Source organism: uncultured Massilia sp. (genome assembly GCF_913773735.1).
Taxonomy (GTDB): domain Bacteria; phylum Pseudomonadota; class Gammaproteobacteria; order Burkholderiales; family Burkholderiaceae_D; genus Telluria.
In genome coordinates this window covers 46,709-58,378 of record NZ_CAJYEB010000014.1, presented here as the reverse complement: position 1 = coordinate 58,378, position 11,670 = coordinate 46,709, and the positions used below count along the sequence as shown (strand labels likewise).

The 11,670-nt window shown below is 68.9% G+C and carries 11 protein-coding genes; 7 read left to right on the top strand and 4 right to left on the bottom strand.

Annotated elements, in window-relative coordinates; translation table 11 throughout:
• Window positions 1-183: 183 nt before the first annotated feature.
• The 4 genes from QZ749_RS05500 to mpl are packed head-to-tail and all read right to left on the bottom strand — an operon-like array spanning window position 184 to window position 4,925.
• On the bottom strand, window positions 184-2,262 hold the full coding sequence (locus QZ749_RS05500; RefSeq protein ID WP_296944219.1) for a ribonuclease catalytic domain-containing protein: 2,079 nt from the start codon (window positions 2,260-2,262) through the stop codon (window positions 184-186).
• A 4-nt stretch (window positions 2,263-2,266) separates the two neighbouring features.
• Entirely contained in the window at window positions 2,267-2,860 is a 594-nt protein-coding gene (locus QZ749_RS05495) for a chorismate lyase (RefSeq protein WP_296944216.1), read from the bottom strand.
• Window positions 2,857-3,534 (bottom strand): YqiA/YcfP family alpha/beta fold hydrolase, encoded by a 678-nt coding sequence (locus QZ749_RS05490; RefSeq protein ID WP_296944214.1) that lies wholly within the window; start codon window positions 3,532-3,534, stop codon window positions 2,857-2,859. Before QZ749_RS05490 ends, QZ749_RS05495 begins: the two co-directional genes overlap by 4 nt.
• Window positions 3,531-4,925 carry a UDP-N-acetylmuramate:L-alanyl-gamma-D-glutamyl-meso-diaminopimelate ligase gene (gene mpl / locus QZ749_RS05485; RefSeq protein WP_296944211.1) on the bottom strand — a complete coding sequence of 465 codons (1,395 nt, stop codon included), beginning with the start codon at window positions 4,923-4,925 and terminating at the stop codon, window positions 3,531-3,533. Before mpl ends, QZ749_RS05490 begins: the two co-directional genes overlap by 4 nt.
• A gap of 85 nt (window positions 4,926-5,010) precedes the next feature.
• On the opposite strand from mpl, the gene QZ749_RS05480 reads away from it, so the two are divergent.
• From QZ749_RS05480 to QZ749_RS05450, 7 genes are all read left to right on the top strand, one after another.
• A complete protein-coding gene (locus QZ749_RS05480) occupies window positions 5,011-5,634 on the top strand; it encodes a hypothetical protein (protein WP_296944208.1) in 624 nt (207 codons plus the stop codon).
• A 2-nt stretch (window positions 5,635-5,636) separates the two neighbouring features.
• Complete coding sequence (locus QZ749_RS05475) at window positions 5,637-6,197, top strand: TlpA disulfide reductase family protein (protein WP_296944206.1); 561 nt, start codon at window positions 5,637-5,639, stop codon at window positions 6,195-6,197.
• A 124-nt stretch (window positions 6,198-6,321) separates the two neighbouring features.
• Window positions 6,322-6,759, top strand: coding sequence for a type II 3-dehydroquinate dehydratase (gene aroQ / locus QZ749_RS05470; RefSeq protein ID WP_296944205.1), 438 nt, complete (start codon window positions 6,322-6,324; stop codon window positions 6,757-6,759).
• A gap of 84 nt (window positions 6,760-6,843) precedes the next feature.
• Entirely contained in the window at window positions 6,844-7,311 is a 468-nt protein-coding gene (gene accB / locus QZ749_RS05465) for an acetyl-CoA carboxylase biotin carboxyl carrier protein (protein ID WP_296944203.1), read from the top strand.
• A gap of 135 nt (window positions 7,312-7,446) precedes the next feature.
• Window positions 7,447-8,862 carry an acetyl-CoA carboxylase biotin carboxylase subunit gene (gene accC, locus QZ749_RS05460; protein WP_296944201.1) on the top strand — a complete coding sequence of 472 codons (1,416 nt, stop codon included), beginning with the start codon at window positions 7,447-7,449 and terminating at the stop codon, window positions 8,860-8,862.
• Entirely contained in the window at window positions 8,859-9,806 is a 948-nt protein-coding gene (prmA, locus tag QZ749_RS05455) for a 50S ribosomal protein L11 methyltransferase (RefSeq protein WP_296944199.1), read from the top strand. The genes accC and prmA overlap by 4 nt, the downstream gene beginning before the upstream one ends.
• A gap of 7 nt (window positions 9,807-9,813) precedes the next feature.
• Window positions 9,814-11,670, top strand: coding sequence for a DUF3426 domain-containing protein (locus QZ749_RS05450; protein WP_296944196.1), 1,857 nt, complete (start codon window positions 9,814-9,816; stop codon window positions 11,668-11,670).

Below are 11,670 nucleotides of genomic sequence, written 5' to 3'. Positions count from 1 at the left end.
TGGAACTCCCCATTCTACCGTGCGGCGCGGCGTCTTTGCGAGGATCGGAGGAAAGTATCGGTCTTGCAAGCAACAGGGGATTGTCGCCGTTTCAAGACCGGTTGACCGGGTGGCAATGCGTGGGCATGGGCCGGCGCTCGGCACGCCTGGCGGGCACGGGGGCCCACCAGACGACGCCATGGCTCAAGCGGCAGTATGCGGATCCGCCGGCTCCGCCGCCACGTCGGTCTGCGTCTCCGGGTCGACCACGGTGACGCTGCCCTCCGCTTCCGCGCCCTCGGCGGCCGCGGCTTCGCCGGTGTCGGCGCCCGCCTCCTCGGCCTCGTCCTCGTCCAGGCCCAGCTCCGCGCCTTCCGGCGCCGCCGCGGCCACCTCGAGCAGGCGCGCCTCCAGCGTCAGGTCGACCTCGTCCCAGCGCACGATGTCCAGGCGCACCTGGGCGCCGCGCGCGGCCTGCGGCATGCCCGGCAGGCGGATCACCAGCGGGATCTCGACCAGGCGCAGCACCTCGTCCTTCAGCACCACGGCGTCGACCTGGCGCGCGTGTTCCTGGCCCAGCCAGCGCAGGCACCAGTAACGTTCCATGTTCTGCTGGAAGTCGTTGTAGGCGCCGTAGGCGGCGTCGAACGCCGAGACGATCGAGAACAGCGTCGCGTCGCGGTGCTTGAACGGCGCCACCAGCGGGGCCGTCACGCCATGGCTGGCGCAGGCCAGGATCTGCCACTGGTTGACCAGGTCGGTGTAGCGGCGCAGCGGCGAGGTGCTCCAGGCGTACTGGTCGACGCCCAGGCCCTGGTGCGGCGCCGCGTGCGTGACCATGCGCACCTGCATCTTGGCGGCCCAGCCGCCGGCGCCCGGCCCCTGCGAGCGGTAGATGCCCGGCACGCCGCAGTCGTGCAGCAGCTTGCCCCAGGTGCTGTTGGCGAAGATCATCAGCTCGGCCACGATCTTGTCCAGCGGCGCGCCGCGCTTGCGGCGCAGGATGGTGACGACGTCGTCCTCGACGTAGAAATTGAAGTCGACCCGGTTGGCCTGCTCGGGCTTCAGGCCGAAGGCTTCGCGCTTCTGCATGCGGCCCGCTTCCAGCTTGAGCGCCCACTGCCACAGCAGGCCCATCGCTTCCTTGTGCGGATAGTCGCCGGCCCCGCTGGCCAGGGTGTCCTCGTTGACCAGCTCGTCGAGGTCGTTGTGGCGCAGGTTGTCCTGGATCGGCACGCGCTCGGCGCGCGTCTCGGTCGACAGCACCGACCAGTCGTTGGGATCGAGCGTCGCGTACAGCGACAGCGCCGGGCAATCCTTGCCCTCGGCCAGCGTGAACGCGTCGACGACCTCGTCCGGCAGCATCGTGATCTTGTCGCCCGGCATGTAGACGGTCGACATGCGCGCGCGCGCGATCTTGTCGATGGCGTCGTCCGGGCGGATGCCCAGGCCCGGCGCGGCGATGTGGATGCCCACGCGCACGGTGCCGTCGTCCAGCCGCTCGACCGAGAAGGCATCGTCGATCTCGGTGGTGGTCACGTCGTCGATCGAGAACGCGGCCACGCTGGCCAGCGGCAGGTCGGCCGGCGCCGCCGGCACCGCGACCGGCGCGAAGCCGGCGCCGCGCGGGAAGTGCTCGAACAGGAAGCGCGCCATGTGCAGTTCCTTGGCCGAGGCGATGCCGCCGGTGGTCAGCATCAGGCGCTGCGCCGTGGTCTGCAGCTCGCTGGCCGCGGTGTCCAGCGCCTTGAACTCGATGCTGTTCTTGTCGGGCTTGAACAGCAACTGCTGCACCAGCGGCTGCAGCGCGGCCGGCAGCCGGCCCGCCTTGAGTTCCTCGACGTAGGATGCCTGCACGATGGCCTGCTGCTTCTTCTTTTCGATGCCGGCCAGCGCCGCGCGCAGCGACTGCTCGGGCGCCGCCTTGTAGCGGCCGCGCCCCTTTTTATAGAAGTAGATCGGGGCATTGTGCAGCGCCAGCACCAGGCCGGCCGCCTCGAACGGCAGCGGCGCGTGGCCGAAGTACTCGGCGCCCAGCTCGGCGAAGCCGAATTCTTCCTCGCCCGCGACTTCCCACAGGAACTCCAGGTCGACCTCGAGCGCGACGCCCTTGGCCTGCTCCAGCAGCGTGGCCGGGTCAGGCTTGTCGAACTGCAGCATCACGTCGCGCGCCTTGACCTTGGTGCGCTTCCCGCTGGGCATCTCGACCTGGTAGGCCTCGCCGGCCTGCGACAACACGGTGCCGACCTTGAAGTCGCCGGATTCTTCGAAAAATACGTTCATGATGTTATTTCGTGTTCTTGATGGGTGTGGCCGGCAGCGTCAGCACCGCCGGCAAGAATACCTCGGTGACCAGCAGCAGGCCTTGACGGCGACGATAGACGCAGCGCCGCGCAAAACAGGTGGCATCCGCGGCGAACGGCACGCCGTTCGCCGCCAGCGCCGCGCGCACGCGCGCCAGCAGCGGATGCCCCGGACGGATCCGGGCGAATTCCAGTCGACCGCGCCGCACCAGCGGATCGTAAAACAGCGTCGTGCCGAGCGAGCGTTCGCCCAGCGCGGAAAACAGCGGCCAGTCGCTGGCCGTCGCCGCCAGCGGCACGACCGTGTGGCCATACACCACCGGCACGCCGTCGCAGCGCAGCAGCACCTCGCGCTCCAGCACGCGCCGCGCGCGCGGCAGGCCGACTGCCTGCGCCTCGTCGGCCAGGCAGGCATTGCCGGCCTGGCGCAGCTTCTGCACGCGGAACTGGCGGCTGTGCGCCACCAGGCGCGCGGTCAGCGAACCGGGCGTCGCCAGCCAGTCGCGCATGGCGGCCGGCGCGCGCACGCCGTCCGGATGCGCCAGCCAGCGGGCGCGGCGCAGCGATGCCGGCCTCAACGCGCCGGGTCCGATCCGGTCGCGCCCTTGTCCTTGCCTTTCTCCTCGCCCTTGTCCTTGCCGTCGCCCTGCCGGTCGACGATGCCGCAGAACGCCAGCACCTCGTCGACATGGTCCCCGAACTCCGGGATCGCATGGTCGCTGCCGTCGATCACGTGCTGGCGCCCGCCCGCGTAGTGCGCCACCATCTCGCGGTAGTCGAGCACCTCGTCGCCGGTGGCGGCCAGCAGGAAATAGCGTTCCGGCCGGGTGATCCGCTCCACCTTCAGCGCGGCCAGTTCGTCGATGTATTCGCGGCGAAACTCGAACGGCGCGTCCGAGTGCCAGGCCGTCGTCGTACCGACGTGCTGTTCCAGCCGGGACAAGGGGTCGACGGCCGGGTTGACGACGACGGCGCGGCAGCCCAGCCGTTCCGCCAGCCAGGTCGCGTAGAAGCCGCCCAGCGAGGAACCGATGATGGCCAGTTCGTCCGCGTAGCGCTCGACCAGGCCCAGCACCAGGTCCATCGCCGCCCGCGGCGAGGCCGGCAGCTGCGGGCAGAACAGGTCGCCGGCGCGCTGCAGGCGCGTCATGCGCTCCTGCACCACGCGCGCCTTGAACGAGCGCGGCGACGAGCGGAAGCCGTGCAGGTACAGGATGCGGCCGGCCGGCGCCGCGCACGACAGGTCGTTCATGCGCCGCGGGCCGCCAGCGCGTCCAGCAGCTTCTGGTGCACGCCGCCGAAACCGCCGTTGCTCATCACCAGCACGTGGTCGCCCGGCTGCGCGGCCTGCACGACGGCCTGCACCAGGTAGTCCAGCTGGTCGAAGCTGTGCGCGATCGCGCCCAGCGGCTTGAGCGCGTCGCCCAGCGACCAGCCCAGCGCCTGCTGGCTGCCGAAGCCGAACACCAGGTCGGCATCCTTCAGGCTGCCCGGCAGCGCATCCTTCATCGCGCCCAGCTTCATCGTGTTCGAACGCGGCTCCAGCACGGCCAGGATGCGGCCGGCTTTGCCGTTTTCGCCGGTGCCGATCTTCTGGCGCAGGCCGCCGACGGTGGTGGCGATCGCCGTCGGGTGGTGGGCGAAGTCGTCGTAGACGGTCACGCCGCCCACGGTGCCGCGCACTTCCATGCGCCGCTTGACGCTCTGGAAGCGCGCCAGCGATGCGATGGCCTGGGCCGGCGGCACGCCGACGTGGCGCGCGGCGGCGATGGCGGCCAGGGCGTTGCTGCGGTTGTGCTTGCCGCTCAGTTCCCAGTGCACGGTGCCCTGGGCCTCGCCCTTGAACAGCACGTCGAAGCTGGCGCCGCCCGGATGCTCGACCAGGCTCCAGTCGGTCCCCTCGGCCGCGCCGAAGCTTTCCTTGTCGCTCCAGCAACCGCGCTTGAGCACGCGCCCGAGCGAGGCCTCGTCGCCGTTCACCACCAGCCGGCCCACGCCCGGCACCGTGCGCACCAGGTGGTGGAACTGGGTCTCGATGGCGCCGATGTCCGGGAAGATGTCGGCGTGGTCGTACTCCAGGTTGTTCAACACGGCGGTCTTGGCGTGGTAGTGCACGAACTTCGAGCGCTTGTCGAAGAACGCCGTGTCGTACTCGTCGGCCTCGATGACGAAGAAGTCGGACGGCTTGTCGCCATGCAGGCGCGCGGAGACGCCGAAGTTCATCGGCACGCCGCCGATCAGGAAGCCCGGCGCATAGTCCGCGTCTTCCAGGATCCAGGCCAGCATCGAGGTCGTCGTGGTCTTGCCGTGCGTGCCGGCCACGGCCAGCACCCACTTGTCGCGCAAAATATGGTCGCCGATCCACTGCGGGCCGGACACGTAGCGCAGGCCGCGGTTCAGGATTTCCTCGACCAGCGGATTGCCGCGAGTCATCACGTTGCCGATCACGTACAGGTCCGGGTTCAGGCTGACCTGTTCCGGGCCGTAGCCCTGGATCAGTTCGATGCCCTGGGCCTCGAGCTGGGTGCTCATCGGGGGATAGACGTTGGCGTCGCAGCCGGTGACGCGGTGGCCGGCCTCCTTGGCCAGGACGGCGAGCCCGCCCATGAAGGTGCCGCAGATGCCGAGGATATGGATGTGCATGAAGTCTGGAGTCCAACGGGAAAAGACGAATACGCGATTCTACCCGACACGATGCCATTTTCCGTTCAAGAGTATGATCTCGGACATGATGCCTAATCCAAATGATGACCTCCAAACCTTGCGCGCACGCATCGCAGCAACGGCGGCGCGCATGATCGCCCAGGATGGGGCAGACTACGGCACCGCCAAGGCCAAGGCGGCGCGCCAGGTGCTGGGCGTGGACCGCCCTTCGCCCAATTATCTTCCCGATAATATCCAGGTCGAGGACGAGGTACGCCGCTACCAGGCGCTGTTCCACGGCCCGGCCCAGGCCGCGCGCCTGAAGCGCCTGCGCCAGGCGGCGCTGGAAGTGATGGAGCAGCTGGCCGACTTCCGTCCCTACCTCACGGGCGCCGTGCTCAACGGCACCGCCGGCGAGCATGACGACATCCACCTGCAACTGTTCGTCGACAGCGCCAAGGAAGTCGAGATCTGGCTGCTGGGCCGCGGCGTCGACATCGACATCTCGGAAACGCCGCATTTCCGGGGCGGCCGCCACGACGCGGTCGAGACGGTGAGCTTCGGCTGGCAAAAGGAAACCGTGCACGCCGAACTGTACGAAATGAACGACCTGCGCGGGGCGCTCAAGCCGCGCGCCGACGGCCGCCTGCAGCGCGTCGACGCCGCCGGCCTGCGCGCCCTGATGATCAACGAAGACAAGCCGCAATAACGATGAACAAGAAACATTTGGCGGGTTACGCCATCCTCGCCACCGCCTTCACGGTCCTGGGCGCCATCGCCGGCGTGCGCCAGGACGCCAAGGGCCCCGTCACCACCAGCTACGCGCCGACCGACAGCCGCGCCCACACGGCGGCGGCGAACCTGTACGCCCAGTCGCTCAACGACCTGGCCGGCAAGCCGCAGTCGCTGGCGCAGTGGAAGGGCAAGCCGCTCCTGGTGAATTTCTGGGCATCCTGGTGCGCGCCCTGCGTGCAGGAGATGCCGGAACTGTCCGAACTGGCGGCCAGGGATGGCGGCAAGACGTTCCATGTGATCGGCATCGGCATCGATTCGCCGACCAACCTCGCCGAATTCGCGAAGAAGATCAAGATTTCCTATCCGCTCTACGTGGGCGGCCTGGGCGCGACCGACCTGGCGCGCGGCCTGGGCAATGCGAACGGCGGCCTGCCTTATACCGTCCTGATCGGCGCAGATGGGCAGGTACGCAAGACCTACCTGGGCCGCCTGAAGTTCGACCAGCTGCGCGCGGACCTGGCGGCCCTGAAAGGTTGATGGCAGGTTGCCGGGGCGTCCGGCGAACGGTCGTTCACTTCGTTCCGGACTTCCTCATATCGCTTGCCAACCCGTAACGTTGGCGGCAAAATGCCTGTCTTTCGGGCAAACAGACGGTTCCAACATGGCGAAAAAGCTACTGCTGCTCAACGGCCCCAACCTGAATCTGCTGGGGACGCGCGAGCCTGCGGTGTATGGCGCAACGACGTTGGCCGACATCGAACAGGCTGCCCGTGACCAGGCGGCGGCGGCAGGCGGCAGTCTCGATTGCTTCCAGAGCAACCATGAAGGAGCGCTGATCGATCGTATCCACGCAGCAAGGACGGAGGGCGTGGACGCGATCGTCATCAACCCGGGCGGACTGACCCATACCAGCGTGGCGCTGCGCGATGCGCTGGCGGGGGTCGACATTCCATTTGTGGAAGTCCATATCTCCAATATTCACAAGCGTGAGGAGTTTCGGCAGCACTCGTTTTTGTCCGCGATCGCGCTTGGCACGATCTGCGGGCTGGGCGCTGATGGATATCGCTTTGCCATCGACTTTGCACTGAAACAGCGTTAATCTACGTCAACTTCACGCATTCTGTGAGGATGTGCGCTCTGACGCCACACATGCTCAACAACAAATAATTCCAAGGGGTTTCACATGGATCTAAGAAAACTCAAGACATTGATCGACCTCGTCGCCGAATCGGACATCGCTGAGCTCGAAGTTACCGAAGGCGAAAGCAAGGTTCGCATCGTCAAATCCTCGGCAATCCCGCAGAATCAAATGATGATGGTGCCGCAGCAGGGCGTCCAGCAATTCTCGGCGCCGGCAGTCCAGGCCGCCGCGCCGGCACCGGCCGCGGCCGCGCCGGCCGCCCCCGCCGAGCCGACCGGCCACGTGGTCAAGTCGCCGATGGTCGGCACCTTCTACCGTTCCTCGGCACCGGGCGCCCCGGCCTTCGTCGAAGTCGGCGCCACCGTCAAGGAAGGCGACACCCTGTGCATCATCGAAGCGATGAAGCTCCTCAACGAAATCGATGCCGACCTCTCCGGCACCGTCACCAAGATCCTGGTGGAAAATGGCCAGCCCGTCGAATTCGGCCAACCGCTGTTCGTGATCGGTTAAGACACCCAATCGTCTACGGACAGAGAAGTCCGGAGCCTTCCGGACGGAAGTCTCCGGACTTCTGTCCTTCGGCCCACCGATTCCATGTCGTTTCCCGGCAATCCGCCGGGCACTCACAGAAACACCGAACTTACCATGTTTGAAAAAATCCTCATCGCCAACCGTGGTGAAATCGCGTTGCGTATCCAGCGCGCCTGCCGCGAAATGGGCATCAAGACGGTCGTCGTGCACTCCGAGGCCGACAAGGACGCCAAGTACGTGAAGCTGGCCGACGAGTCCGTCTGTATCGGCCCGGCGCAATCGGCGCAAAGCTACCTGAGCATGCCGGCGATCATCAGCGCGGCTGAAGTGACCGACGCGGAAGCGATCCACCCGGGCTACGGCTTCCTGTCGGAAAACGCCGACTTCGCCGAACGCGTCGAAAAATCGGGATTCGTGTTCATCGGCCCGCGTCCGGAATCGATCCGCCTGATGGGCGACAAGGTCTCGGCCAAGCAGGCCATGATCCGCGCCGGCGTGCCCTGCGTGCCCGGCTCGGACGGCGCCCTGCCGGACGACCCGAAGGAAATCGTCACCATCGCGCGCAAGATCGGCTATCCGGTCATCATCAAGGCGGCCGGCGGCGGCGGCGGACGCGGCATGCGCGTCGTGCACACCGAAGCCGCGCTGCTGAACGCCGTGGCCATGACCAAGACGGAAGCCGGCACCGCCTTCGGCAATCCGGAAGTCTATATGGAGAAATACCTGGAGAATCCGCGCCACGTGGAAATCCAGGTGCTGGCCGACGAGCACAAGCAGGCCGTCTGGCTGGGCGAGCGCGACTGCTCGATGCAGCGCCGCCACCAGAAGGTGATCGAGGAAGCGCCGGCGCCGGGCATCCCGCGCAAGCTGATCGAGCGCATCGGCGACCGCTGCGCCGAAGCCTGCCGCAAGATCGGCTACCGCGGCGCCGGCACCTTCGAATTCCTGTACGAGAACGGCGAGTTCTACTTCATCGAGATGAACACCCGCGTGCAGGTCGAACACCCGGTCACCGAGATGATCACCGGCATCGACATCGTGCAGGAACAGATCCGCATCGCCTGCGGCGAGAAGCTGCGCTTCCGCCAGCGCGACATCATGCTGTCGGGCCACGCGATCGAGTGCCGCATCAATGCGGAAGACCCGTTCAAGTTCACCCCGTCGCCGGGCCGCATCACCGGCTGGCATCCGCCGGGCGGCCCCGGCATCCGCGTCGATTCGCATGCCTACGCCGGCTACTACGTGCCGCCGCACTACGATTCGATGGTCGGCAAGGTCATCGCCTACGGCGCCACCCGCGACCAGGCGATCCGCCGCATGCAGATCGCGTTGTCGGAAATGGTCGTCGAGGGTATCCTCACCAACATCCCGCTGCACCGCGAACTGATGGTCGACGCCCGCTTCATCGAAGGCGGCACCAACATCCATTACCTGGAGCAGAAGCTGGCCCACAAGCCGGACCTGCCGAAGGATGGCGCGCTGGGCGCCAAGACCGAAGCGAAGGCTGCAGACGCAAAGGCCGAACAATGAGCTGGACCGAAGTCGTCATCGAAATCGCGCGCGAACACGCCGAGGGGCTGTCCGATGCCCTGATGGAGGCGGGCGCGCTGTCGGTGTCCGTCGAGGACGCCGACGAAGGCACCGATGCCGAGAAGCCGCTGTTCGGCGAGCCGGGCATGGTGCCCGAGCAGGCCGCCTGGGACCATAGCCGCGTGGTGGCGCTGACCGATGAAGACGCCGACCAGGCTGCCATCGTCGCCGACGCCGCGGCCGCCATCGGCCTGGCGCAGGCGCCCCGCTTCGCCACGCGCGCCGTGGCGGACGCCGACTGGGTGCGCCTGACGCAATCGCAGTTCGAACCGATCCACATCGGCAAGAACATCTGGGTCGTGCCGAGCTGGCACGAGGCGCCGGATCCGGACGCCCTGATCCTCGAAGTGGACCCGGGCCTCGCCTTCGGCACCGGCAGCCACCCGACCACGCGCCTGTGCATGGAATGGCTGGAAGCCCACCCGGCGCCGGGCAAGTCGGTGCTGGACTACGGCTGCGGCTCGGGCATCCTGGCGATGGTCGCCAAGAAGCTCGGCGCGGCCGACGTGGCCGGCGTCGACATCGACGAGCAGGCCATCGAATCGGCGAAGCTGAACGCGGAGCGCAACCGCTGCGCGATCGACTTCTACGTGCCGGACGCGTTCGGCGCCTCGGCGCACGGCGGCCAGCGCTTCGACATCGTCGTGGCCAACATCCTGTCCAGCCCCCTGAAGCTGATGGCGCCGATGCTCTCGGGCCGCGTGGCCGAGGGCGGGTCGCTGATCCTGTCGGGCGTGCTGGCGCGCCAGGCCGAGGAAGTGGCCGCCGCCTACGCGCCCTTCATCAAGCTGGGCGTCTGGGCCGAGCTCGATGGCTGGGTCGCCCTGCACGGGCGGCTCGGCGCGGACACCGCACCGGAGCCGCGCTCCACCGGCGAGCAGTAAGCAAGGCATGGCGCTCGCCACCCAGTGCCCGCATTGCCACACCACCTTCCGGGTCGCCGCGGACCAGCTCAAGCTCCGCGGCGGCATCGTCCGCTGCGGCGCCTGCCAGCAGGTCTTTGACGGCAACGCGCACTTGGTCGACCTGGCGGCCGCGACGGCCGCCCGGCCCGCCCCTCCGGCGCCCGCCGCCCCGGCGGTTCCCGACGTGACCCCGCCGCCCTCCCCGTCCGGGGAGGCGCAGCCGGTCTACGCCATCGACGTCGACCATGCGCTCGATCCGCTCGGCATCCTGCCGGACGTCGTGCCGCAAGCCGAAGCCGCACCCGAAGCCGAAACCGAAACCGATCCTGCACCGCAACCGGCGCCCGCCCCCGCGCCGGCGCCGCTGGCATCGCACCCGATGACGGCGCCCGCCACGCCGTTCACGCACAGCGGCCCGCAGGTATGGCGCACGGCGGCGCGCCGCCGGCCGGAGCAGGCGCACGCGGACCTGGACGGGGACGTGGGCGGGGCTGTGGATGGGGACGCGGACGTTGATGCGAGCCGTGGCGCGGATGCCGGCACCGGCGCGCCCGACCCCGCCGCCGCCGCCATCGCCGCCGTCCAGCCGGACACCCTGGTGGCGGCGGCCGCCGACGTCCCCCAGCAGGCAACCGAGGCCAACGAGGCCGCGCAGGCCGCCACCGACACCCCGCCGACCTACGCGCCCGCCGGCCGCATCGAACCGCGCCTGGAGCCGCTGCACGGGGCCGCGCCGGACGCCGCTGCCGATACCGATGCCGCTGCCGCCCCAGGCGCCGCGCCGCCTGGCGACACCGCGCCGACGCCGGCCCCGCCCGCCTCGGCGTTCGCGCCGCGCGCGCGCGTCGTGCCCCAGCCGGCCGTGCACGAGTCCGGATCCGCCCCGGCAACCGTGCCCGACGGTCCGGCGCAACGCATCGAACCCACCTTCGACCTGCCGGTGGACGAGGAAATCGTCGCCCAGGCGCTGCCGTACGACGACGACCACCACGACGACCACGACGACCACCACCACGGCGCCGACCATGGCGACGCGCGCGCGCCGGCTCCGGACCAGGGCATGGCGCCGTCCGCGGCGCCGCCGGACGCGCCGGAAACCGCCCCCGCTGCGGTACCGGCCGTGATGGCCGCGGCCGACGACGGCATTGCGACCGCCGCCCTGCCGCTGCGCGCATCGGCGGCCGACGCGTCCCATGCGCCGCTGGCGTCCGCCGCCGCCAAGTCGGCGCGCTCGCGCGCCCTCGACGCGCGCACGCGCCGCTCGAGCCTGAAGCCGACCCGGATCGAGGCGCCGCGCCTGCGCCTGCCGCACGACGACGTCGACGAGCCGGAATTCGTCAAGCGCAGCCGCCGGCAGGAGCGCAGCGGCCGCACCCGGCGCATGCTGATGGGCGCGGGCAGCGTCGTGCTGGCGCTGGCGCTGGCCGTGCAGGCCGCGTACCAGTTCCGCACGACGCTGGCGGCGCGCCATCCGGGCCTGAAGCCCGCGCTGCAGGGGCTGTGCGCCGCGCTCGGCTGCCGCATCGACCTGCCGGCCCAGGCCGACAGCCTCGCCATCGAGACCGGCGAACTGGCGACGCTGGGGCCGGGCACCTACTCGCTCAACACGCTGCTGCGCAACCAGGGCAACCTGGTGCAGGCCTGGCCCAGCATCGAACTGGAGCTGACCGACGCCGCCAACAAGCCAGTACTGCGCCGCGTGTTCGCGCCCGCCGAGTACCTGCCGCCAGGCGTGCCGGCGGCCGCCGGCTTCGCGCCGCGCTCGGAACAACCGGTCCGGCTGCATTTCGCGCTGGCCGACATCCAGCCCTCCGACTATCACCTCTTCGTCTTCTATCCATAA

Excerpts from the sequence above, each read along its gene's own strand:
- QZ749_RS05500 (WP_296944219.1), bottom strand. The coding sequence starts at position 2,262 with ATGAACGTATTTTTCGAAGAATCCGGCGACTTCAAGGTCGGCACCGTG.
- QZ749_RS05490 (WP_296944214.1), bottom strand. The coding sequence starts at position 3,534 with ATGAACGACCTGTCGTGCGCGGCGCCGGCCGGCCGCATCCTGTACCTG.
- mpl (WP_296944211.1), bottom strand. The coding sequence starts at position 4,925 with ATGCACATCCATATCCTCGGCATCTGCGGCACCTTCATGGGCGGGCTC.
- QZ749_RS05480 (WP_296944208.1), top strand. The coding sequence starts at position 5,011 with ATGATGCCTAATCCAAATGATGACCTCCAAACCTTGCGCGCACGCATC.
- QZ749_RS05475 (WP_296944206.1), top strand. The coding sequence starts at position 5,637 with ATGAACAAGAAACATTTGGCGGGTTACGCCATCCTCGCCACCGCCTTC.
- aroQ (WP_296944205.1), top strand. The coding sequence starts at position 6,322 with ATGGCGAAAAAGCTACTGCTGCTCAACGGCCCCAACCTGAATCTGCTG.
- accB (WP_296944203.1), top strand. The coding sequence starts at position 6,844 with ATGGATCTAAGAAAACTCAAGACATTGATCGACCTCGTCGCCGAATCG.
- accC (WP_296944201.1), top strand. The coding sequence starts at position 7,447 with ATGTTTGAAAAAATCCTCATCGCCAACCGTGGTGAAATCGCGTTGCGT.
- prmA (WP_296944199.1), top strand. The coding sequence starts at position 8,859 with ATGAGCTGGACCGAAGTCGTCATCGAAATCGCGCGCGAACACGCCGAG.
- QZ749_RS05450 (WP_296944196.1), top strand. The coding sequence starts at position 9,814 with ATGGCGCTCGCCACCCAGTGCCCGCATTGCCACACCACCTTCCGGGTC.